The sequence below is a fragment of the Pseudomonas sp. HMSC057H01 genome, from assembly GCF_001836405.1.
GTDB lineage: Bacteria > Pseudomonadota > Gammaproteobacteria > Pseudomonadales > Pseudomonadaceae > Pseudomonas > Pseudomonas aeruginosa.
Window position 1 is genome coordinate 91,655 of record NZ_KV828508.1, and the last position, 22,483, is coordinate 114,137.

The window sequence follows — 22,483 nt, forward strand, 5'->3', positions numbered from 1 at the left end:
TCCTCGGCATCGCCTACGGCGTACGCACCGCCGGGCACCTCGGCGTGGACGTGCTGGTGAAGCTGGCTTCGCGGCCGGTACAGCGGGTCCTCGGCGTGATCGCCTGCCTGGCCTGCCTCGGCTACGCCGGCCTGCTCTGCGTGGCCAGCTACGACTGGGTGAAGACCCTGTTCATCGCCGGCATCGGCGCCGAGGACCTCGACCACTTCGGCATCCGCCAATGGCACATCGGCCTGATCGTGCCGGTCGGTTTCGCCCTGGTGTTCATCCGTTTCGCCGAGATCCTCGTGCGCATCCTGCGCAACCGTCAGACCGGCCTGGGCCTGGCCGACGAGGCCGCCGACGCGCTGAAGCTGACCGAGCACGAGGAGCCGAAAGCATGACCATCCTGTTCCTCTTCCTGCTGCTGTTCCTGCTGATGTTCATCGGCGTGCCGATCGCCGTCTCCCTGGGGCTCTCCGGTGCGCTGACGATCCTCCTGTTCAGCCCGGACTCGGTACGCTCGCTGGCGATCAAGCTGTTCGAGACCTCCGAGGCCTACACCCTGCTGGCGATCCCGTTCTTCCTGCTCTCCGGCGCGTTCATGACCACCGGCGGGGTGGCGCGGCGCCTGATCGACTTCGCCAACGCCTGCGTCGGGCATATTCGCGGCGGCCTTGCGATCGCCGCGGTGCTCGCCTGCATGCTCTTCGCCGCGCTGTCCGGTTCCTCGCCGGCGACGGTGGCGGCGGTCGGCTCGATCGCCATCGCCGGCATGGTCCGTTCGGGCTACCCACAGGCGTTCGGCGCCGGGATCGTCTGCAACGCCGGCACCCTGGGCATCCTCATCCCACCGTCGATCGTCATGGTGGTCTATGCCGCGGCGACCGAAACCTCGGTCGGCAAGCTGTTCATGGCCGGCGTGGTCCCCGGACTATTGCTGGGCCTGATCCTGATGGTGGTGATCTACATCGTCGCGCGGGTCAAGAAGCTGCCGGCCATGCCGAGAGTCAGCCTTCGCGAATGGATCGCCAGCGCGCGCAAGGCGCTCTGGGGCCTGCTGCTGATGGTGATCATTCTCGGCGGCATCTATTCGGGCGCCTTCACCCCAACCGAGGCTGCCGCCGTCGCGGCCGTGTACTCGGCGTTCGTGGCGCTGTTCGTGTACAAGGACATGCGCCTGAAAGAGTGCCCGAAGGTGCTGCTGGAGTCCGGCAAGCTGACCATCATGCTGATGTTCATCATCGCCAACGCCATGCTCTTCGCCCATGTGCTGACCACCGAGCAGATTCCGCAGAGTATCGCCGCCTGGGTCACCGACCTCGGGCTGTCGCCGTGGATGTTCCTGCTGGTGGTGAACATCGTGCTGCTGATCGCCGGCAACTTCATGGAGCCCTCGGCGATCATCCTGATCCTGGCACCGATCTTCTTCCCCATCGCCATGGAGCTGGGTATCGATCCGATCCACCTCGGCATCATCATGGTGGTGAACATGGAGATCGGCCTGATCACCCCGCCGGTCGGCCTCAACCTGTTCGTCACCTCGGCGGTCACCGGCATGCCGCTGGGCGCGACCATCCGCGCGGCGCTGCCGTGGCTGATGATCCTGCTGGTGTTCCTGATCATCGTGACCTACATCCCGGCGGTATCCATGGCATTGCCGAACTGGCTGGGGATGAGCTGACGGAACGGTAACGACGGCGGAAAACCCCGCCCTGTGCTCGGGCCTTCGGCAAAAATCCGCTTATGCCGTGGGCCCGTGCCCCGCAGTTGACGGGCCGGGCCACCTGTCGATGGCTGGCACGCCGCTTGCTCAATCGCTCGCAGTGCCCCTGGCACCGGCTTTCGGTTCGCCCGGCGAACCGCGCCCTTCGGCCACGAACCGGATGGCGGCCCCTTCCCCTGTGCCGACGTGCGCCAGCACGCGCGGCGGGTGGGCGGCGATCCCGTCCCCCCAGCGGTCTTCATACCCTGAAGTCCAAATGAAGAAGCCCGGCGAACGCCGGGCTTCTTCATTTCTGTCCTTGTGCTTTTTCGTTCTTTGATGAGAGCGGAAAATTATTTTTACTTATAAATAAAAAAGCACCTACACCGAAATACTGAAACACTTCTCTGGCAAACCGTGGCGGTTTTTCGGCGGACCGCCAACAAGCTGGCGAGCCCCCCTCCAAAAGTCAGAATACCGTCTCGCGAAATTCATTGATCGGCATCAACGATCCGGCTTGATCCGCGGCTTATAGCCCGATTTCGAGCAATTTCAAGCTTTCCCCGTAGCGGATGGCAAGACTTCCCCTATCACATGAAAAAACCGCCCTATTCCGGGCAGGTCTTAGATTCCTCTTCTATCTTTGGCACTCGCGACTTACAGGAATGCGTCATCTAATTACTTTGAGTAGGAAGCTATTGACGTGGATCAGCATTCAACAATAGCCGCTGCCGCCTAATGGCTTCACTCTCAATTCCTATAGGGAGATTCCGAAAATGTCCCAAGAATCCAGCCAAAAACTCCGACTAGGAGCGCTAACGGCTCTGGTTGTCGGCTCGATGATCGGAGGGGGCATCTTCTCCCTTCCGCAAAACATGGCAGCCAGCGCCGACGTCGGCGCCGTCCTGATCGGATGGGCGATCACCGCCGTCGGCATGCTCACCCTCGCTTTCGTCTTCCAGACCCTCGCCAACCGCAAGCCCGAACTCGACGGCGGCGTGTACGCCTACGCCAAGGCCGGCTTCGGCGACTACATGGGTTTCTCCTCGGCCTGGGGCTACTGGATCAGCGCCTGGCTGGGCAACGTCGGCTACTTCGTCCTGTTGTTCAGCACCCTCGGCTACTTCTTCCCGATCTTCGGCAAGGGCGACACCGTCGCCGCGATCGTCTGCGCCTCGGTCCTGCTCTGGGCCCTGCATTTCCTGGTGCTGCGCGGGATCAAGGAGGCGGCGTTCATCAACACCGTCACCACCGTGGCCAAGATCGTGCCGCTGTTCCTGTTCATCCTGATCTGCCTGTTCGCCTTCAAGCTGGACATCTTCACCGCCGACATCTGGGGCAAGAGCAACCCGGACCTGGGCAGCGTGATGAACCAGGTGCGCAACATGATGCTGGTCACCGTCTGGGTGTTCATCGGCATCGAGGGCGCGAGCATCTTCTCCTCCCGCGCGGAAAAACGTTCCGACGTCGGCAAGGCCACCGTGATCGGCTTCATCACCGTCCTGCTCCTGCTGGTGCTGGTCAACGTGCTGTCCATGGGCGTGATGACCCAGCCGGAACTGGCCAAGCTGCAGAACCCGTCGATGGCGCTGGTACTCGAGCATGTGGTCGGCCACTGGGGCGCCGTGCTGATCAGCGTCGGCCTGCTGATCTCGCTGCTGGGCGCGCTGCTCTCCTGGGTGCTGCTGTGCGCCGAGATCATGTTCGCCGCGGCCAAGGACCACACCATGCCGGAGTTCCTGCGCCGCGAGAACGCCAACCAGGTGCCGGCCAACGCCCTGTGGCTGACCAACATCTGCGTACAGGTGTTCCTGGTGGTGGTGTTCTTCACCTCGGGCGACCCGGACGGCATGGACCCGTACACCAAGATGCTGCTCCTGGCCACCTCGATGATCCTGATTCCGTACTTCTGGTCCGCCGCCTATGGCCTGCTGTTGACCCTGAAGGGCGAGACCTACGAGAACGATGCCCGCGAACGCAGCAAGGACCTGGTCATCGCCGGCATCGCTGTGGTCTACGCGGTCTGGCTGCTCTACGCCGGTGGCCTGAAGTACCTGCTGCTGTCCGCCCTGCTGTATGCGCCCGGCGCGATCCTCTTCGCCAAGGCCAAGCACGAGGTCGGCCAGCCGATCTTCACCGGAATCGAAAAACTGATCTTCGCCGCAGTCGTCATTGGCGCCCTGGTGGCTGCCTACGGCCTCTACGACGGTTTCCTCACCCTCTGATTACTCCACTGGAGACGTGAAATGAGCACGGAAAAAACCAAACTTGGCGTCCACTCCGAAGCCGGCAAACTGCGCAAAGTGATGGTCTGCTCGCCCGGACTCGCCCACCAGCGCCTGACCCCTAGCAACTGCGACGAGTTGCTGTTCGACGACGTGATCTGGGTGAACCAGGCCAAGCGCGACCACTTCGACTTCGTCACCAAGATGCGCGAGCGCGGCATCGACGTCCTCGAGATGCACAACCTGCTGACCGAGACCATCCAGAACCCGGAAGCGCTGAAGTGGATCCTCGATCGCAAGATCACCGCCGACAGCGTCGGCCTGGGCCTGACCAGCGAGCTGCGCTCCTGGCTGGAGAGCCTGGAGCCGCGCAAGCTGGCCGAGTACCTGATCGGCGGCGTCGCCGCTGACGACCTGCCCGCCAGCGAAGGCGCCAACATCCTCAAGATGTACCGCGAGTACCTGGGCCATTCCAGCTTCCTGCTGCCGCCGTTGCCGAACACCCAGTTCACCCGCGACACCACTTGCTGGATCTACGGCGGCGTGACCCTGAACCCGATGTACTGGCCGGCGCGACGACAGGAAACCCTGCTGACCACCGCCATCTACAAGTTCCACCCCGAGTTCGCCAACGCCGAATTCGAGATCTGGTACGGCGACCCGGACAAGGACCACGGCTCCTCGACCCTGGAAGGCGGCGACGTGATGCCAATCGGTAACGGCGTGGTCCTGATCGGCATGGGCGAGCGCTCCTCGCGCCAGGCCATCGGTCAGGTCGCCCAGTCGCTGTTCGCCAAGGGCGCCGCCGAGCGGGTGATCGTCGCCGGCCTGCCGAAGTCCCGCGCCGCGATGCACCTGGACACCGTGTTCAGCTTCTGCGACCGCGACCTGGTCACGGTCTTCCCGGAAGTGGTCAAGGAAATCGTGCCCTTCAGCCTGCGCCCCGATCCGAGCAGCCCCTACGGCATGAACATCCGTCGCGAGGAGAAAACCTTCCTCGAAGTGGTCGCCGAATCCCTCGGCCTGAAGAAACTGCGCGTGGTCGAGACCGGCGGCAACAGCTTCGCCGCCGAGCGCGAGCAATGGGACGACGGTAACAACGTGGTCTGCCTGGAGCCGGGCGTGGTAGTCGGCTACGACCGCAACACCTACACCAACACCCTGCTGCGCAAGGCCGGCGTCGAGGTCATCACCATCAGCGCCAGCGAACTGGGTCGCGGTCGCGGCGGCGGCCACTGCATGACCTGCCCGATCATCCGCGACCCGATCGACTACTGACAGACAACCCTCTCTCGAGCTGAACGGCGGCGTCCCCAGGAGGGGCGCCGCCCACCGACTTCCCACAAGGAGATCAATCATGGCTTTCAACATGCACAACCGTAACCTGCTCAGCCTGATGCACCACAGCACCCGCGAGCTGCGTTACCTGCTCGACCTGTCCCGCGATCTCAAGCGCGCCAAGTACACCGGCACCGAGCAGCAGCACCTGCAACGCAAGAACATCGCCCTGATCTTCGAGAAGACCTCCACCCGCACCCGCTGCGCCTTCGAGGTGGCCGCCTACGACCAGGGCGCCAACGTCACCTACATCGACCCGAACTCCTCGCAGATCGGCCACAAGGAGAGCATGAAGGACACCGCGCGGGTCCTCGGCCGGATGTACGACGCCATCGAGTACCGCGGCTTCAAGCAGGAAATCGTCGAGGAACTCGCGAAGTTCGCCGGCGTTCCGGTGTTCAACGGCCTGACCGACGAATACCACCCGACCCAGATGCTCGCCGACGTGCTGACCATGCGCGAGCACAGCGACAAGCCGCTGCACGACATCAGCTACGCCTACCTGGGCGACGCGCGCAACAACATGGGCAACTCCCTGCTGCTGATCGGCGCCAAGCTCGGCATGGACGTACGCATCGCCGCACCGAAGGCGCTCTGGCCGCACGACGAGTTCGTCGCCCAGTGCAAGAAATTCGCCGAGGAAAGCGGCGCCAAGCTGACCCTCACCGAGGATCCGAAGGAAGCCGTGAAGGGCGTGGACTTCGTCCACACCGACGTCTGGGTGTCGATGGGCGAGCCGGTGGAAGCCTGGGGCGAGCGGATCAAGGAACTGCTGCCCTACCAGGTCAACATGGAGATCATGAAGGCCACCGGCAACCCGCGGGCCAAGTTCATGCACTGCCTGCCGGCGTTCCACAACAGCGAGACCAAGGTCGGCAAGCAGATCGCCGAGCAGTATCCGAACCTGGCCAACGGCATCGAGGTGACCGAGGACGTCTTCGAGTCGCCCTACAACATCGCCTTCGAGCAGGCCGAGAACCGCATGCACACCATCAAGGCGATCCTCGTCTCGACCCTCGCCGACATCTGACCGCGCTCCTGCGCCCCGGCCCACGCGGCCGGGCGCAGCCGCCTTCCGGAGGTAACCTATATGCGTATCGTCGTCGCATTGGGCGGTAATGCCCTGCTACGCCGTGGCGAACCCATGACCGCGGACAACCAGCGGGAAAACGTGCGGATCGCCGCCGAACAGATCGCCAAGGTGGCGCCCGGCAACGAGCTGGTGATCGCCCACGGCAACGGCCCCCAGGTCGGCCTGCTGGCCCTCCAGGGGGCCGCCTACGACCAGGTCTCGCCCTACCCGCTGGACGTCCTCGGCGCGGAAACCGAGGGCATGATCGGCTACATGATCGAACAGGAGATGGGCAACCTGCTGCCGTTCGAAGTGCCGTTCGCCACCATCCTCACCCAGGTCGAGGTGGACGGTAAAGATCCGGCGTTCCAGAACCCGACCAAGCCGATCGGCCCGGTCTACTCCAGGGAAGAAGCCGAGCGCCTGGCCGCCGAGAAGGGCTGGAGCATCGCCCCGGACGGCGACAAGTTCCGCCGCGTGGTGCCCAGCCCGCGGCCGAAGCGGATCTTCGAGATCCGCCCGGTGAAGTGGCTGCTGGAGAAAGGCACCATCGTCATCTGCGCTGGCGGCGGCGGTATCCCGACCATGTACGACGAGGCCGGGAAGAAGCTCAGCGGCGTCGAGGCGGTGATCGACAAGGACCTCTGCTCCTCGCTGCTGGCCCAGGAGCTGGTGGCCGACATCCTGATCATCGCCACCGACGTCGACGCGGCCTACGTCGACTGGGGCAAGCCGACCCAGAAGGCCATCGCCCAGGCCCACCCGGACGAACTGGAGCGCCTCGGCTTCGCCGCCGGCTCCATGGGACCGAAGGTCCAGGCCGCCATCGAGTTCGCCCGCGCCACCGGCAAGGACGCGGTGATCGGTTCGCTCGCGGACATCGTCGCGATCACCGAGGGCAAGGCGGGAACACGGGTCAGCACGCGCAAGGCGGGCATCGAGTACCGCTGATACCCCCCAGGGCCGCTTCGCGGCCCTTCTTCATTCTCCTCCGCCGGCATCGGGCGAAGGGCGGATAGCGCCACGCGTCATCCGCCGCCTCCGCAAACGCCCCAGCGCCGCGCCTCTGCGCGCGGACTTTCAAGCAAGTCCCGCAACACTCGCCCACGCACCACCTCTGCCAACAGCCCGGCCATGGGCGTCAATCCCCCCCACGGCAGACCGCCAGCACTTGTGGAAAGCCCACGCAACGCGGTATTCAGTAGGAAAATACGTGACTCGATAGTCATGATTCACGTCAGCATAGTCACCCTGATCATTTCAACGGCCACTGGCTCGTGCCCAGGTCCGTGAAGCTCGCCTCGCCGACGGGAAAGGCCGCCATCGCCGCCACGCGCTTCCCGCTCCGGACCAGGCAGCAGCCCGGCACGCGAACGACTATTCGAAGGAGTTTCTGAGTGATGTCTCGACTACCGGTCATTGTTGGTTTCGGTGGCTACAACGCAGCAGGCCGTAGTTCCTTCCACCACGGCTTCCGTCGCATGGTCATCGAATCGATGGACCCGCAGGCGCGCCAGGAAACCCTAGCCGGCCTGGCGGTCATGATGAAACTGGTCAAGGCCGAAGGCGGCCGCTACCTGGCCGAAGACGGCACGCCGCTGTCCCCGGAGGACATCGAGCGGCGCTACGCCGAACGCATCTTCGCCTCTACCCTGGTGCGACGCATCGAACCGCGGTACCTCGACCCGGATGCCGTCCACTGGCACAAGGTCCTCGAGCTGTCCCCTGCCGAAGGCCAGGCGCTGACCTTCAAGGCCTCGCCCAAGCAACTGCCCGAGCCGCTGCCGGCCAACTGGTCGATCGCTCCCGCGGAGGATGGCGAGGTACTGGTGAGCATCCACGAGCGCTGCGAGTTCAAGGTCGACAGCTACCGTGCGCTGACGGTGAAGTCCGCTGGCCAGCTGCCCACCGGTTTCGAACCGGGCGAGCTGTACAACTCGCGCTTCCACCCGCGCGGCCTGCAGATGTCGGTGGTCGCCGCGACCGACGCGATCCGCTCCACCGGCATCGACTGGAAGACCATCGTCGACAACGTCCAGCCCGACGAGATCGCGGTGTTCTCCGGCAGCATCATGAGCCAGCTCGACGACAACGGTTTCGGCGGCCTGATGCAATCCCGCCTGAAGGGCCACCGGGTCTCGGCCAAGCAACTGCCGCTGGGCTTCAACAGCATGCCCACCGATTTCATCAATGCCTACGTGCTCGGCAGCGTCGGCATGACCGGCAGCATCACAGGCGCCTGCGCCACCTTCCTCTACAACCTGCAGAAGGGTATCGACGTCATCACCAGCGGCCAGGCCCGGGTGGTCATCGTCGGCAACAGCGAGGCGCCGATCCTGCCGGAGTGCATCGAGGGCTACAGCGCCATGGGCGCACTGGCCACCGAAGAAGGCCTGCGCCTGATCGAAGGCCGCGACGACGTGGACTTCCGCCGCGCCAGCCGGCCGTTCGGCGAGAACTGCGGCTTCACCCTGGCCGAGTCCAGCCAGTACGTAGTGCTGATGGACGACGAACTGGCCCTGCGCCTGGGCGCGGATATCCACGGCGCGGTAACCGACGTGTTCATCAACGCCGACGGTTTCAAGAAGTCCATCTCCGCCCCCGGCCCGGGCAACTACCTGACGGTAGCCAAGGCGGTGGCCAGCGCGGTGCAGATCGTCGGCCTGGACACCGTGCGCCACGCCAGCTTCGTCCACGCCCACGGCTCCAGCACGCCGGCCAACCGGGTCACCGAATCGGAAATCCTCGACCGCGTGGCCAGCGCCTTCGGCATCGACGGCTGGCCGGTCACCGCGGTGAAGGCCTACGTCGGCCACTCCCTGGCCACCGCCAGCGCCGACCAGCTGATCTCCGCCCTAGGCACGTTCAAGTACGGCATCCTCCCTGGGATCAAGACCATCGACAAGGTCGCCGACGACGTCCACCAGCAGCGCCTGAGCATCTCCAATCGCGACATGCGCCAGGACAAGCCGCTGGAGGTATGCTTCATCAACTCCAAGGGCTTCGGCGGCAACAACGCCAGCGGCGTGGTGCTGTCGCCGCGAATCGCCGAGAAGATGCTGCGCAAGCGCCATGGCCAAGCGGCCTTCGCCGCCTACGTCGAGAAGCGCGAGCAGACCCGCGCCGCCGCCCGCGCCTACGACCAGCGCGCGCTGCGGGGCGACCTGGAGATCATCTACAACTTCGGCCAGGACCTGATCGACGAGCACGCCATCGAGGTCAGCGCCGAACAGGTGACGGTGCCCGGCTTCAGCCAGCCGCTGGTATACAAGAAGGACGCGCGTTTCAGCGACATGCTCGACTGAGCGCCGCCACAACGGCAAAGGCCCGGCTAGAAGACCGGGCCTTTTCGTTTCAGTGCAGCGCGCGCGCCAGTTGGATCAGTTCGCTGCGCCACTCGGCAGCGCGCGGCAGGGCCAGGAAGGAGCCGTTGAGGTAGTCCTCGCGCGGCTCGTAGGTGAATGGCGCGCCATGCAGGTCGAGCACCTCGCCGCCGGCGCCCTCCAGCACACCCTGGGCGGCGGCCGTGTCCCATTGCGAGGTTGGCGTCAGGCGCGGATAGCAGTCGGCAGCGCCCTCGGCCAGCAGGCAGAACTTCAGCGAACTGCCGATACTGGCTCGCCGCAGGTCGCCGAAGCGCTCGCTCAAGCCATCCAGCAGGCGCTCCTGGGCCGGGCTGCCGTGGCGCTTGCTGGCCACCACGGTGAAGGCCTCCTCGGGCTCCAGGCGCACACTGATCGGTTGCGCGCGGCCATCGGCCTCCTCGCGCCAGGCACCGAGACCGGCGCCACCGTAGTAGCAGCGGCCGCTCACCGGCACGCCGACCAGGCCGAACAGCACCCGGCCATCCTCGACCAGGGCCACGTTGACGGTGAACTCCTCGCTACCGGAGATGAACTCCTTGGTGCCGTCCAGCGGGTCCACCAGCCACCAGCGCCGCCAGTGGCCGCGCTCGCTCAGCGGTATCTCGCAATCCTCTTCGGAAAGCACCGGAATGTCCGGCGCCAGCGCCCGCAATCCCGCCTCCAATATATGGTGCGCGGCCAGGTCGGCGGCAGTCACCGGCGATTCGTCGGCCTTCGAGCGCACCGCCACGTCGGCGCGCCAGTGCGGCAGGATCGCCTCGCCGGCGCGCCGCACCAGCGCCACCAATTCGCCCCAAGGCACCGGCCTCATGCCTGGTACTCGCCGCGCTGGGTGAGCAGGTCGCGCACCAGGTACAGCGCGGCCAAGGCGCGGCCTTCGCTGAACTGGGCGTGCTGGGCCAGGCTCGAGAGTTCGCGCAGGCTGATGCGATCGACGCCCATCGGCTCCGGCTCGTCGCCCGGCAGGCGCTCCTCGTAGAGATCGCGCGCCAGCACCACCTGGATGCGCTGGCTCATGTAGCCCGGCGACAGCGACAGTTCGGTGATGTGCTCCAGTTGCCGGGCCCCGTAGCCCGCTTCTTCCTTGAGTTCGCGGTTGGCCGCCGCGAGGATGTCCTCGCCCGGCTCGACCAGGCCCTTGGGCAGCGACAACTGGTATTCGTCGACCCCGGCGCAATATTCCTCCACCAGCACCGCGTGCTCGGCATCGAGCATGGCCACCACCATCACCGCACCGTAGCCCTGGCCCTTGCCGACCAGACGCTCGTAGGTGCGCTCGACGCCATTGCTGAAGCGCAGTTGCAACTCCTCGACAGCGAACAGTCGGCTCTTCGCGACGATCTCGCTGGCGAGTACGGTGGGTTTCTGACGCATGTGGATAACTCCTTGGCGAAGCCGGCGGGTTATCATACCCCGGCTTTTCCGATTATCCCTGTCGGAGATTGATGGGAAGCGACAGATTTCCGCATCGATCGCGACGAACCGCGACAAGAGCCGCCATGCCCACCCTGCCCTGGTCCGCCATCGACACCGTGCTGCTCGACATGGACGGCACCCTGCTCGACCTGCACTTCGACAACCACTTCTGGCTGGAACACCTGCCCCAGCGCTATGCCGAACGCAACGGCCTGAGTCGCGCCGAAGCCGATGCCGTGCTCGAGCCGCTGTTCCGCGAACACGCTGGCCAGCTCAACTGGTACTGCCTGGATTTCTGGAGCCGGGAATTGGACCTGTCGATCCGCGAACTCAAGCATGAGGTGGCGCACCTGATCTCGCTGCGTCCGCACGCCGATACCTTCCTCGCCGCCCTGCGCCAGGCCGGCAAGCGCGTGGCGCTGATCACCAACGCGCACCGCGACTCGCTGTCGCTGAAGCTGGAACGGATCGAACTGGCGCCCTATTTCGACCGACTGATCAGCTCCCACGACTACGGCTACCCGAAGGAGGACGCGCGCTTCTGGAGCGCCCTGCAAGCCGATTTCGGCTTCGACCCGCAGCGCAGCCTGTTCATCGACGACAGCCTGCCGATCCTGCGCAGCGCCCGCGCCTATGGTGTCGCCCACCTGTTGGCGGTACGCCACCCGGACAGCCGTGGCCAGGTCCGGGACACCGAGGAGTTCGCTGCCCAGGAGGACTACCGGCGGCTGCTCGAAGGACTGCCGTAGCCGCGGAAACGAAAACCCCGCCACGCGGGCGGGGTTGGCGAAACGCCGGGATCACTCGGGAATGCGCAGGACCTGGCCGGGGTAGATCTTGTCCGGATGGCTGAGCATCGGCTTGTTGGCCTCGAAGATCTTCATGTAGGCGTTGGCATTGCCGTATTCGGCCTTGGCGATGGCGCTCAGGGTGTCGCCTTTCTTCACGGTGACGAAGCGCGCCTCCGGAGCGGCCTGGGCCACGGTGATCTTGTCTTCCACCGAGGAGACGCCGGCGACGTTGCCCAGCGCCAGCAGGATCTTCTCTTTCTCCTCCTGGCTGGCCACCTCGCCCGAGGCGATGACCTTGTCGCCTTCCACCGAAACCTGGATGTTCGGGTTGCCCAGGCCGACCTTGGCGACGTGCTCCTTCAGCGACTCGGCCGCCTGTGCCTCATGCCCCGTCAGCGTATCCCACAGCTTTTCACCGGCTTCCTTCACGAACGCGAAAATACCCATCTTTGGTTCTCCCTTTACGGTTACGGTTGCAAGCGGCCGGCGCAATCCCGATCCGCGACTAGCCAAGTCTAGACTGCAAAAACCGGCGAAATATCCCTAGCCTCCTTCGCCACCCCATAACACTGCGCCCATTCGCGTTAAGATTCGGCGACACCCCCGCCACGGAAGCGCCGATGGACATCAAGCAACTGAAATTCCTCTGCGCCCTCGACGAAACCCGCCACTTCGGCCAGGCCGCCGCACGCTGCCACGTCACCCAGCCGACCCTGTCCATGCGCCTGCGCAGCCTGGAAGAAGAACTCGGCCTGGAACTGGTGCGACGCAGCCAACGCTTCGAAGGCTTCACCGAGGCCGGCGAGCGCGTACTGGCCTGGGCACGCAGCCTGCTGGCGGCCCAGGAAGGGCTGTACGCGGAAGCCGCCGCCTGCCGCGGCCAACTGGTCGGGACCCTGCGCCTGGGCGTGGTGCCGCTGGCCAGCTTCGACCCGATGCGCCTGGTCCAGCACATGGCCGGGCGCCACCCGGAGTTGCGTTTCCAGCTCTATTCCCTGAGTTCGGAACAGGTACTCGAAGGCCTGGCGCGCAACCAGTTCGATCTCGGCGTCTCTTATCTGGACCGTCTGGACCGCAGCCATTTCGAGGGCATCGAACTGGCGGAGACCCGCATGGGCCTGCTCCATCATCCCAGCCATTTCCCGCTCGACGCCGCGCTGCTGAACTGGGATGCGCTGGCTGGCCTGCCGCTGGGCCTGCTCTCGGCGGGCATGCACTTCCGCCAATCCATCGACCACAACTTCCGCAGCCGCGGGCTGAGCCCCATCGCGCGCCTGGAAACCGACTCGGTGCAGCAACTGCTGCAGGCGGTGCAGCGTGGCTTGTGCTGCGCGATCATGCCGTTGGGCAGCGAAGTCGACGACGAGTTGCGCCTGGTCCCCATCGAGGACGCCCATACCCTGGCAGCGCTCGGCCTGATCATTCGCAGCGGACAGCCGCGCTCGGCGCTGGCCGAAGCCTGCTTCGAGGAGGCCCGGACCTGGCTGGCGCCCGCCGGCTTGATAGACCCTGTCGATCAGGGTATCGGCACAACCGATTAGACGCCGCTCCGCGACAGGCCTAGGCTGGCTCCACACCTAGAACGATAGGGCCCAGCCCATGCCTTGCCAGCCTGCATGCCCGGTATCCGCCGATACCTGGGCGCCTTCCGCCGTTCCCGACGTTTACCGCTACGCCGACCTGCACCTGCCGCAGCAGATCGGCCAGGCCTCCCTTGCCGCCGAGTGCGCCCTGGCGATCAGTTACAACGGACTGAACCAGGCGGTGATGATGGCCTCGCCCGAGGACATCGAGGATTTCGTCCGCGGCTTCAGCCTCAGCAGTGGCTTCGTACAGGCCATCGACGAAATCTATGAAATCCGCGTCAGCGGCCAGGGCGAATCCCTCCACGCCGAGGTCGAGATCAGCAGCCGCGCATTCTGGAACCTCAAGCGCCAGCGCCGGCAACTGGCCGGCACGTCAGGCTGCGGCCTGTGCGGCGTCGAAGCCCTGGAGCAGGCGCTGCCGCAACTGCCGGAGCGGTCGTCGCAGGCGCTGCCTCCCGCCGCCCATCTCGGCGCCCTGCGCCAGCGTATCGAGCAGGCCCAGCGACTGGCGCGCCATAGCGGCGCCCTGCATGCCGCGCTGTATTTCGACGGGCATGGCGAGCTGCGCCTGTGTCGCGAGGACATCGGCCGCCACAACGCCCTCGACAAGCTGATCGGCGCCCTGCATGGACAGGGACTGGATGCTGCGCAGGGCTTCGCCGTGGTCACCAGCCGCTGCAGCCTGGAGCTTATCCACAAGGCCGTACGCGCCGGGATCGGCACCCTGGTCAGCCTCTCCGCGCCAACCGCCCTGACCGTGCAATGGGCGCGCCGCCACCAGCTGAACCTGATCCACCAGCCCCATCACAGTGCCCCGCGGGTCTACAGCCCGGCGCCGGCCGCAACCGAGTGAGTCCGTCATGAGCCTGCAACCTCTCCAACCCCGCTACAAGCCCTACGCCGGTGCCGCCGCCGGCTGGGGCGCGCTGCGCAGCGTGGCGCACTTCTGGCTGGACAGCAAACAGCCGTTCAAGAACCTCCGCGCCCTGCTCAAGACCAACCAGAACGGCGGTTTCGACTGCCCCGGCTGCGCCTGGGGCGACTCGCCGGAAGACGGCCGGGTGAAGTTCTGCGAGAACGGCGCCAAGGCAGTCAACTGGGAAGCCACCAAGCGCCGCGTCGACACGGCGTTCTTCGCCCGTTACAGCGTCAGCGCCCTGCGCGAACAGAGCGACTACTGGCTGGAATACCAGGGCCGCCTCACCGGACCGATGCGCTACGACCCGCTCAGCGACCACTACCAGCCGATCACCTGGGACGCCGCCTTCGCCCTGGTCGCCGAGCACCTGCGCCGCCTGGATAGCCCCGACCAGGCGGAGTTCTATACCTCCGGGCGGGCCAGCAACGAGGCGGCCTACCTCTACCAGTTGTTCGTCCGCGCGTTCGGCACCAACAACTTCCCCGACTGCTCGAACATGTGCCACGAGGCCAGCGGCGTGGCACTGGGCCGCAGCGTCGGGGTCGGCAAGGGCAGCGTGACCTTCGACGACTTCGAACACGCCGACGCGATCTTCATCCTTGGGCAGAACCCCGGCACCAACCACCCGCGCATGCTCGAGCCGCTGCGCGAAGCAGTGAAGCGCGGCGCCCAGGTGGTCTGCTTCAACCCTCTCAAGGAGCGCGGCCTGGAGCGCTTCCAGCATCCGCAGAATGCGCTGGAAATGCTGACCAACGGCTCCTCGCCGCTGAACACCGCGTTCTTCCGTCCGGCACTGGGCGGCGACATGGCGGCGATCCGCGGGATCGCCAAGTTCCTCCTCGCCTGGGAGCGCGACGCTCAGGCCGAGGGCGGCGAGCCGGTATTCGACCACGCCTTCATCGCCGAGCACACCGACGGCCTCGAGGCCTACCTGGCCGAACTGGATGCCACCCCCTGGGAACACCTGGAGCGCCAGTCCGGGCTGAGCCTGGCGGAAATCGAGCAGGCTGCGCGGATGTACCGGCGGGCGAACAGGGTCATCGTCTGCTGGGCGATGGGCATCACCCAGCACCATCATTCGGTGGCGATCATCCAGGAAATCGTCAACCTGCAACTCCTGCGCGGCAACCTGGGCCGCCCGGGCGCCGGTCTCTGCCCGGTCCGCGGCCACAGCAACGTGCAGGGCGACCGCACCATGGGCATCAACGAGCGGCCGCCGGCGGCGCTGCTCGACGCACTGGAACGGCGCTTCGGCTTCGAAGTGCCACGCCACAACGGGCACAACGCCGTCGAGGCGATCGCCGCGATGCTCGCGGGCAAGTCGAAGGTCTTCATCGGCCTGGGCGGCAATTTCGCCCAGGCCACCCCGGACAGTCCGCGCACCCACGCCGCCCTGGCGTCATGCGACCTGACCGTGCACATCAGCACCAAGCTCAACCGCAGCCACCTGACCACCGGCCGCGACGCACTGATCCTGCCCTGCCTGGGGCGCACCGACATCGACCGCCAGGCCGAAGGCCCGCAGGCGGTCACGGTGGAAGACTCGTTCAGCATGATCCACGCATCCTACGGACAACTGGAGCCGCTCTCGCAGCAGATGCGTTCGGAACCGGCGATCATCGCCGGCATCGCCAAGGCAACCCTGGGCAACCATCCGGTGGACTGGGACGCGCTGATCGCCAACTACGAGCGCATCCGCGAGCTGATCGCCGACACCATCCCCGGTTTCGCCGACTTCAACCGCCGCGTCCGGCATCCCGGCGGCTTCTACCTCGGCAACGCCGCCGGCGAACGACGCTGGAACACCGCCAGCGGCAAGGCCAACTTCATCGCCAACCCGCTGCCCCGCGACCTGTTGCCGGCACAGGTGCGCGACAGCGGCCTCGAACCCGACCTGATCCTGCAGACCCTGCGCTCCCATGACCAGTACAACACCACCATCTACGGCCTGGACGATCGCTATCGCGGAGTGAAGGGCCAGCGCGAAGTGGTATTCGCCAACGAGGCGGATATCCGCCGCCTGGGCTACCAGCCGGGCGACAAGGTCGACCTGGTCTCGCTGTGGAGCGATGGCATCGAACGCCGGGTACGCCGCTTCACCCTGCTCGCCTTCGACATCCCGGCCGGCCAGGCAGCCGCCTACTACCCGGAAACCAATCCCCTGGTGCCGCTGGAGAGCGTCGGCGTCGGCAGCCATACGCCGACTTCGAAGTTCATCGCGGTACGCCTGGAAAAGGCCACGGGCGACGGGCGCATTATCTGAAGCCCACGAAAAACGCCGCCTCCTGCAACAGGAGGCGGCGTCTTAAGGAAAAAGTCGATGAAAGGCCTTGAAGGCAGGCCGCTCGTCGGCGTTAGAATGGCCAGCATCCCGCCAGCAAAAATACCGATTTCGACCCTGAAATCGCGTTTCGCATTCGGTTTAAGACCGCCTCCGCCGAAGAAAGTTCCCCATAAAAAACAAGCACTTGGAATATTTCGAGTTTGTTCTACCAATCGTCGGCTGACGCTTGTCAGCGGTTTGGGCCAACCCCAGCATCGCAGCCGTCATCCCCACAGAGAGAAACTCTCTATGAAGTATTCCTCGATACTCCTGTTGTCCCTGAGTCTGGTCGGTGGTACCGCCTTCGCAGGCGACAACACCCGCGCGGCCATCGGCGGCGCCTTGGGCGGGGTGTTGGGTTCGGTCGTCGGCGATGCGGTCGGCGGCAGCACTGGCGCCGCGATCGGTAGCGGCATCGGTGGCGCTGCGGGCGGTGCAGTCGGCGCCGGACGCGGTAACAAGACCGAAGCGGCGATCGGCGGCGGCCTCGGTGCCGCAGGCGGCAACGTCATCGGCCGGCAGATCGGTGGCAGCACCGGTGGCCTGATCGGCGCGGCCCTCGGCGGCGCCGGCGGCGGCGCGCTGGGCAACCATTATGGCGACGGCAACCGCCGCTACGACGACGATGACGACTACCGCGACCGTCGCTACTACCGCCGCGCCGGCTATCGCGATGGCTATTACCGGCATGACAACGGCCATCACTATGGCCGGTACAAGAAGTGGAAGCGCCATAAGCATCATCGTCGCTACTACGACGACTGATTCCTCCGCTCCCCACGACGCAAAGGCCGGGCCTGATGGTCCGGCCTTTGTGCGAACGACCGTATTTCCCTCCTGATTCAACGATGAGGCACGCACGATGCGTAAATCTCTCCTGGTAATCGCGTTCGGCCTGCTGGGCGCACAAGCCGCGTTCGCCGGCGACTCCACCAAGACCGCCGTGGGCGGCGGCGTGGGCGGCGCCCTGGGCAACGTCGTGGGCAACGCCATCGGCGGTAGCACCGGTGCGGCCATAGGTGCCGGCCTAGGTGGCGCGGCCGGCGGCGCGATGACCGCCAAGGACGGGCGCAAGACCGAAGCAGCCCTGGGTGGCGGGCTAGGCGCGGCCGGCGGTTCGGTGATCGGCAACAAGCTGGGCGGCAGCACCGGCGCGACCATAGGTGCAGGCCTCGGCGGCGCAGCGGGTGGCGCGGTCGGTAACAACCTGGGCAAGGACAACGACAGCGGTCACCGCGGCAAGAAACACCGCAAGCACAAGCATCGTTGATCGGCATGCTTGCCGAAGCCGATGTGTAAAAGCCCCGCGACCGCGGGGCTTTTACTTTCTACCGTTCGTCAGCCTTTCGGTGCCGTCTTCAACTCGTCGCGAACGATCAGGACGCCACGCGGCGCCTCGATCCCGACCCGGGCCTGGTTGCCGATGATATCGGTGACCAGGATCCGGATGCCGCCTTCGCGCAATTGCCGAATCAGTTCCTCCGCCGGGTAGTCGGCCTTGAGGGACAGGGTGATGCCTTCGCCTTCTCGGCGGGAGAGTATCAGGAAACCCATGTTCCGCGTCCTTGCCAGTCATAGCAGGGGCAAACCGGCCCCTTTGGTGAATGAAATGGTGTGGAGGGATGGTCACAGAACATTGCTCCAGCGTCGAGACTGCAAACGTTCAATCAGAAATGTCCCATCCAGCGCTTCCTCATCGCCTCACGCCATGTCATGGATTGTCGCACCGGGCTCGCTTTGCTAGCGTGCCCGGCATCAATTCAATCGAGATTTCCAGATGCGCCCGTCGTTCGCCAGTTGGGGCCTGCTTGCCCTCCTGCTCCTGCAAGGCCCGCTGCTCCAGGCCCAGCCGCTGTCGCCGGCTCTCCAGCAACTGTTGAGCCTGAGCAGCCAGCGTTTGCAACTAGCCGATCAGGTAGCCCAGAGCAAGGCCCAGTCGGGCAAGGCGGTACAGGACAGCCCGCGGGAAGAACAACAGTTGCAGATGCTCGCCGGACAAGCCGGGAGCCACGGGGTCGGCGCCGAGCAGGTGCGCCTGCTGTTCGCCGCGCAGATCGAGGCGAACAAGCTGGTCCAGTACCGCCTGCTCAGCCGGCCGCTACCGGACGCTGGCCAGGCGGTCGACCTGGAGCGCATCCGCAGCCGCCTCAATCAGCTCAACCTGGAGCTGCTGCGCGGCTACGCCCCGGCGCTCGCCGAACTGCGCGTCGACGACTGCCGGCCGAGGCTCAACCAGGCGCTGCAACGGCAGGTACGCGACGATCGCCTGGACGAGCTGCACGCCATCGCCCTGTCACGGGCGGCGGGCGATCTCTGTCACTGGGCCGCGCTCTGAAGCGCGGCCAGAGCATCGCGTAGTCCCTGCGGAATGGCCACCGGGCGGCTGCTTCGGCGCTCCACGAAGACATGCACGAAACGCCCGGCCGCGCAGGCCTCCCGCTCCCCTTCGAGGAACAAGGCCAGTTCGTACTGCACCGAGCTGTTGCCCAGGCGCGCCACCCGCAGGCCCATCTCGATCCGCTGGGGGAAGGCCACCGGCGCGAAATAGTCGCAACTGGAACTGACCACCAGGCCGATCACTTCGCCGCCCTGGATATCCAGGCCGCCGCGCTCGATCAGGTAGGTATTCACCGCCGTGTCGAAGAACGCATAGTAGGTCACGTTGTTCACGTGTCCGTAGATGTCGTTGTCGTGCCAGCGCGTGGTGATCGGCTGGAAATGAAGGTACTGCTCGCGCAGCGGTCGCGGGGCGGTCGCCATGCCCGGTCCTCGTAGAAGGGATTCAGTATGCCGCGCGATAGATCGCCAGGGCGTCCGCCTCGCCGACCTCGCGCGGGTTGTTGACCAGCAGACGCTGCTGGAGCATCGCGTCGGCGGCCAGGCGCGGCAGCATCGCCTCGTCCACCCCGGCGTCGCGCAAGCGGCTCGGCAGGCCGTTGCGCGGACTGAGCTGGGCCAGTTCGTCGATCAGCTGCGCGGTAAGCGCGTCGCGATCGCCCGGACGCAAGCGGTCGCCCAGCAGCAGCGGCGCCAGCTCGGCATAGAGTCCAGCGGCAGCGGGAGCGTTGAAACGAATCACCTCCGGTAGCACCAGCGCATTGCTCAGGCCGTGGGGAATGTGGAAATGCCCTCCCAGCGGATAGGCCAGGGCATGCACCGCCGCCACCGGCGCATTGGCGAAGGCCTGCCCGGCCAGGCAGGCGCCCAGCAGCATGGCCTGGCGCGCCTCGCGGTCGCCGCCGTCGCCTACCGCGCGTTCCAGGTTGGCCGCCAGCAGGCGCAACGCCTCCCGCGCCAGCAGGTCGGACAGCGGGTTCTTCTTCAGCTTGCTGGTATAGCTCTCGATCGCATGCACCATCGCGTCGATACCGGTCGCCGCGGTGACCGCCGGCGGCAGCCCGAGGGTCAGGTCGGCATCGAGCAGCGCCAGATCGGGCAGCAGGTAGGGCGAGACCACACCCATCTTGGTGGTCTCGCCAGTGGTGACGATGGCGATCGGCGTCACCTCGGAGCCGGTCCCGGCGGTGGTCGGCACCTGGATCAGCGGCAGGCGCGGCCCGCGTGCGTTGCCGACCCCGAAGACCTCGCCGAGCCCCTGCCCTGCCTCTGGATGGGCGAGCAGCGCGACCAGTTTGGCCACGTCCATGGAACTGCCACCGCCGAAACCGACCACCAGCTCGGCAGCCATGCCCCGCGCCCGCCCGAGCGCGGCCTCGACCACCGATTCAGGCGGATCGGCGAGCACCTGGTCGTACACCTCGACGGCCAGGCCCAGGCGCGGGAAGCCGGGCAGGATCGCATCCAGCAAGCCGAGCCGGGTGATCCCCGGGTCGGTCACGATCAACACGCGGCGCGCCCTTCGCTCGCGGCAGAGTTCCGCCAGGCGGATGGCGGAGCCGGCCTCGCAGAGGAACTGCGCGGTAGTGGCGAAACTGAAAGCTTGCATATCGGTCTCCTTGGGCGAGACGCCCGTCAGAACGAGAAATGCTCCTCGGGCAGGGCCATCAGGCAGTCGGCGCCACCGAGCAAGGCTTCGCGGTGCATGCTAGCCCGCGGCAGGATGCGCCGCAGGTAGAAATCGGCGCTGCGCAGCTTGGCCCGATAGAAATCGCCCTCGCCGGAGCCGCCGTCCAGCGCTTCCTGGGCTCGTGCAGCGGCTTGCAACCAGAGGGCCGCGAGCAATACGTAGGCGCTGTACTGGAGGAAGTCCACGGAAGTGGCGCCGATCTCCTGGGGATCGCGGGCGCAGGCCTCGAGTACCTGGCCGGTGAGCTGCCGCCACTCTTCCAGGCGTTGCAGCACCGGCTCGACCAGCGGCGCCAGCGCAGCACGCCCTTGCAGCGCCTCGCTGGCCGCCGCCAGTTCGCCTTGCAGCGCCAGCAGTTCGCCGCCCTGGTCGCCGAGCAGCTTGCGGCGGACCAGATCGAGCGCCTGGATGCCATTGGTGCCTTCGTAGATCTGGGTGATGCGACTGTCGCGCATCAATTGCTCCATGCCCCATTCGCGGATGAAGCCGTGACCGCCATAGACCTGTACGCCGAGGCTGGCGACTTCCTGGCCGACATCGGTAAGGAAGGCCTTGACGATGGGGATCAGCAGCGCTGCACGGCGCGTCGCCGCGCGCCGGCCGTCGGCATCCGGATGGCCGTGTTCCAGGTCGAGCTGGCGTGCACAGCAGGCCGCCAGCATGCGGCAGCCTTCGACCAGGGTCTTCTGGGTCAGCAGCATGCGCCGTACGTCGGGGTGCACGATGATCGGGTCGGCGGCCTTGTCCGGTGCCTGCGGGCCGACCAGGGCGCGCGACTGCAGGCGCTCGCGGGCGTAGCCGAGGGCGCCCTGGAAGGCCCGTTCGGCGATACCCAGGCCCTGCAGGCCGACCTGGAAGCGCGCATCGTTCATCATCGTGAACATGCAGGCCAGGCCCTGGTTCGCCTGGCCCAGCAGCCAGCCCCTGGCGCCGTCGAAGTTCATCACGCAGGTGGAAGCGCCCTTGATCCCCATCTTGTGCTCGATGGCGCCGCACCCCAGGCTGTTGCGCTCGCCCAGGGAGCCATCGGGATTGGCGACGAACTTCGGCACCAGGAACAGACTGATGCCCTTCACCCCGGCCGGCGCGTCCGCCAGGCGCGCCAGCACCAGGTGGACGATGTTCTCGGTGAGGTCCTGCTCGCCACCGCTGATGAAGATCTTGCTGCCGCTGATCGCGTAGCTGCCGTCGGCCTGCGCCTCGGCGCGGGTGCGCAGGAGGGCGAGGTCGGTGCCGGCCTGGGGTTCGGTCAGGCACATGGTGCCGGCCCATTCGCCGCTCACCAGCTTGGCCAGGTAGTCGCGCCGCAACGCCTCGTCGCCATGCTTGTACAGGGCCAGCACGGCGCCCTCGGTCAGCCCCGAATAGACGCGGAAGGACAGGCTGGCGGCCATCAACATCTCGTGGAAACACGCGGAGACCATCTGCGGGAAGCCCTGGCCGCCGTACTCGGTGGGTCCGGTCATGCTCGCCCAGCCGTTCTCGCTGTACTGCCGGTAGGCTTCGCGAAAGCCGGTGGGGGTGGTCACCACGCCGTCCTTCAGCTTCGCGCCTTCCTCGTCGCTGTTGCGATTGAGCGGCGCCACCACCTGGCCGGTGTAGCGCGCGCCTTCCTCGAGCACGCCGTCGATCAGTTCGCGATCGATGCCGTTGCCCAGCAGTTCGCAATGCGCGCCGACATCGAACAGTTCATGGAGAACGAAGCGCATGTCGCGCAAGGGGGCCTGGTAATCCATC

General features: G+C 66.1%; 20 protein-coding genes and 1 pseudogene. 14 read left to right on the top strand and 7 right to left on the bottom strand.

Annotated features, from left to right (window positions below; all coding sequences use genetic code 11):
* From dctQ to fabY, 7 genes and pseudogenes are all read left to right on the top strand, one after another.
* Positions 1–383: pseudogene (dctQ, locus tag HMPREF2581_RS22380) on the top strand (C4-dicarboxylate TRAP transporter small permease protein DctQ); the annotation flags it as partial.
* Positions 380–1,663 (top strand): C4-dicarboxylate TRAP transporter large permease protein DctM, encoded by a 1,284-nt coding sequence (dctM, locus tag HMPREF2581_RS22385; protein ID WP_070867383.1) that lies wholly within the window; start codon positions 380–382, stop codon positions 1,661–1,663. The pseudogene dctQ and the gene dctM, both read left to right, overlap by 4 nt.
* A gap of 797 nt (positions 1,664–2,460) precedes the next feature.
* The gene (arcD, locus tag HMPREF2581_RS22390; RefSeq protein ID WP_003141893.1) at positions 2,461–3,909 is read left to right on the top strand and encodes an arginine-ornithine antiporter; all 1,449 of its coding nucleotides are present in this window, start codon (positions 2,461–2,463) and stop codon (positions 3,907–3,909) included.
* 21 nt (positions 3,910–3,930) lie between these two features.
* A complete protein-coding gene (gene arcA, locus HMPREF2581_RS22395) occupies positions 3,931–5,187 on the top strand; it encodes an arginine deiminase (protein WP_003141895.1) in 1,257 nt (418 codons plus the stop codon).
* A gap of 79 nt (positions 5,188–5,266) precedes the next feature.
* Entirely contained in the window at positions 5,267–6,277 is a 1,011-nt protein-coding gene (locus HMPREF2581_RS22400; protein ID WP_003096197.1) for an ornithine carbamoyltransferase, read from the top strand.
* A 60-nt stretch (positions 6,278–6,337) separates the two neighbouring features.
* Positions 6,338–7,270, top strand: coding sequence for a carbamate kinase (arcC, locus tag HMPREF2581_RS22405; RefSeq protein ID WP_003096199.1), 933 nt, complete (start codon positions 6,338–6,340; stop codon positions 7,268–7,270).
* A gap of 449 nt (positions 7,271–7,719) precedes the next feature.
* The gene (gene fabY, locus HMPREF2581_RS22410; RefSeq protein WP_003141898.1) at positions 7,720–9,624 is read left to right on the top strand and encodes a beta-ketoacyl-ACP synthase FabY; all 1,905 of its coding nucleotides are present in this window, start codon (positions 7,720–7,722) and stop codon (positions 9,622–9,624) included.
* 49 nt (positions 9,625–9,673) lie between these two features.
* Here the strand turns inward: fabY and cysQ are convergent, their stop codons facing one another.
* Together cysQ and nudE are read right to left on the bottom strand one after the other, a co-directional pair.
* Positions 9,674–10,495: a 3'(2'),5'-bisphosphate nucleotidase CysQ gene (cysQ, locus tag HMPREF2581_RS22415; protein WP_003100038.1), complete on the bottom strand. Its 822-nt coding sequence runs from the start codon at positions 10,493–10,495 to the stop codon at positions 9,674–9,676.
* Positions 10,492–11,058, bottom strand: coding sequence for an ADP compounds hydrolase NudE (gene nudE, locus HMPREF2581_RS22420; protein WP_003096206.1), 567 nt, complete (start codon positions 11,056–11,058; stop codon positions 10,492–10,494). Before nudE ends, cysQ begins: the two co-directional genes overlap by 4 nt.
* Positions 11,059–11,183: 125 nt before the next feature.
* Here nudE and yrfG point away from each other — a divergent pair, with 125 nt between their 5' ends.
* A complete protein-coding gene (gene yrfG, locus HMPREF2581_RS22425) occupies positions 11,184–11,849 on the top strand; it encodes a GMP/IMP nucleotidase (RefSeq protein WP_003135990.1) in 666 nt (221 codons plus the stop codon).
* A 51-nt stretch (positions 11,850–11,900) separates the two neighbouring features.
* Here yrfG and lysM read toward each other — a convergent pair whose 3' ends face one another.
* The gene (gene lysM / locus HMPREF2581_RS22430) at positions 11,901–12,338 is read right to left on the bottom strand and encodes a peptidoglycan-binding protein LysM (protein ID WP_003096210.1); all 438 of its coding nucleotides are present in this window, start codon (positions 12,336–12,338) and stop codon (positions 11,901–11,903) included.
* Between the two features lie 173 nt (positions 12,339–12,511).
* Between lysM and HMPREF2581_RS22435 the strand changes: the two genes are divergently transcribed.
* The 5 genes from HMPREF2581_RS22435 to HMPREF2581_RS22455 all read left to right on the top strand — a co-directional run bounded on the left by HMPREF2581_RS22435 (position 12,512) and on the right by HMPREF2581_RS22455 (position 17,989).
* Entirely contained in the window at positions 12,512–13,432 is a 921-nt protein-coding gene (locus HMPREF2581_RS22435; RefSeq protein WP_003096212.1) for a LysR family transcriptional regulator, read from the top strand.
* 58 nt (positions 13,433–13,490) lie between these two features.
* Positions 13,491–14,330: a formate dehydrogenase accessory sulfurtransferase FdhD gene (gene fdhD / locus HMPREF2581_RS22440; protein ID WP_003135991.1), complete on the top strand. Its 840-nt coding sequence runs from the start codon at positions 13,491–13,493 to the stop codon at positions 14,328–14,330.
* A 7-nt stretch (positions 14,331–14,337) separates the two neighbouring features.
* Positions 14,338–16,659: an FdhF/YdeP family oxidoreductase gene (locus HMPREF2581_RS22445; RefSeq protein ID WP_003141902.1), complete on the top strand. Its 2,322-nt coding sequence runs from the start codon at positions 14,338–14,340 to the stop codon at positions 16,657–16,659.
* A 309-nt stretch (positions 16,660–16,968) separates the two neighbouring features.
* Positions 16,969–17,484 (top strand): hypothetical protein, encoded by a 516-nt coding sequence (locus HMPREF2581_RS22450; RefSeq protein WP_003096217.1) that lies wholly within the window; start codon positions 16,969–16,971, stop codon positions 17,482–17,484.
* Positions 17,485–17,581: 97 nt separating this feature from the next.
* Positions 17,582–17,989, top strand: coding sequence for a glycine zipper domain-containing protein (locus tag HMPREF2581_RS22455; protein WP_003096219.1), 408 nt, complete (start codon positions 17,582–17,584; stop codon positions 17,987–17,989).
* Positions 17,990–18,057: 68 nt separating this feature from the next.
* On the opposite strand, the gene HMPREF2581_RS22460 is transcribed toward HMPREF2581_RS22455, so the two are convergent.
* Positions 18,058–18,273 (bottom strand): carbon storage regulator, encoded by a 216-nt coding sequence (locus HMPREF2581_RS22460; protein ID WP_003096222.1) that lies wholly within the window; start codon positions 18,271–18,273, stop codon positions 18,058–18,060.
* 223 nt (positions 18,274–18,496) lie between these two features.
* Between HMPREF2581_RS22460 and HMPREF2581_RS22465 the strand changes: the two genes are divergently transcribed.
* Entirely contained in the window at positions 18,497–19,054 is a 558-nt protein-coding gene (locus HMPREF2581_RS22465; protein WP_003118024.1) for a chorismate mutase, read from the top strand.
* On the opposite strand, the gene HMPREF2581_RS22470 is transcribed toward HMPREF2581_RS22465, so the two are convergent.
* From HMPREF2581_RS22470 to HMPREF2581_RS22480, 3 genes are read right to left on the bottom strand one after another with little or no spacing between them, the layout of a single operon-like run.
* Positions 19,036–19,479, bottom strand: a complete 444-nt coding sequence (locus HMPREF2581_RS22470; RefSeq protein ID WP_003141906.1) for an acyl-CoA thioesterase — start codon at positions 19,477–19,479, stop codon at positions 19,036–19,038. The two genes, HMPREF2581_RS22465 and HMPREF2581_RS22470, sit on opposite strands and share 19 nt — an antisense overlap.
* Before the next feature lie 22 nt (positions 19,480–19,501).
* A complete protein-coding gene (locus tag HMPREF2581_RS22475) occupies positions 19,502–20,665 on the bottom strand; it encodes an iron-containing alcohol dehydrogenase (RefSeq protein ID WP_003141908.1) in 1,164 nt (387 codons plus the stop codon).
* Positions 20,666–20,691: 26 nt separating this feature from the next.
* Positions 20,692–22,482: an acyl-CoA dehydrogenase C-terminal domain-containing protein gene (locus tag HMPREF2581_RS22480; protein WP_003141910.1), complete on the bottom strand. Its 1,791-nt coding sequence runs from the start codon at positions 22,480–22,482 to the stop codon at positions 20,692–20,694.
* Position 22,483: the final 1 nt, after the last annotated feature.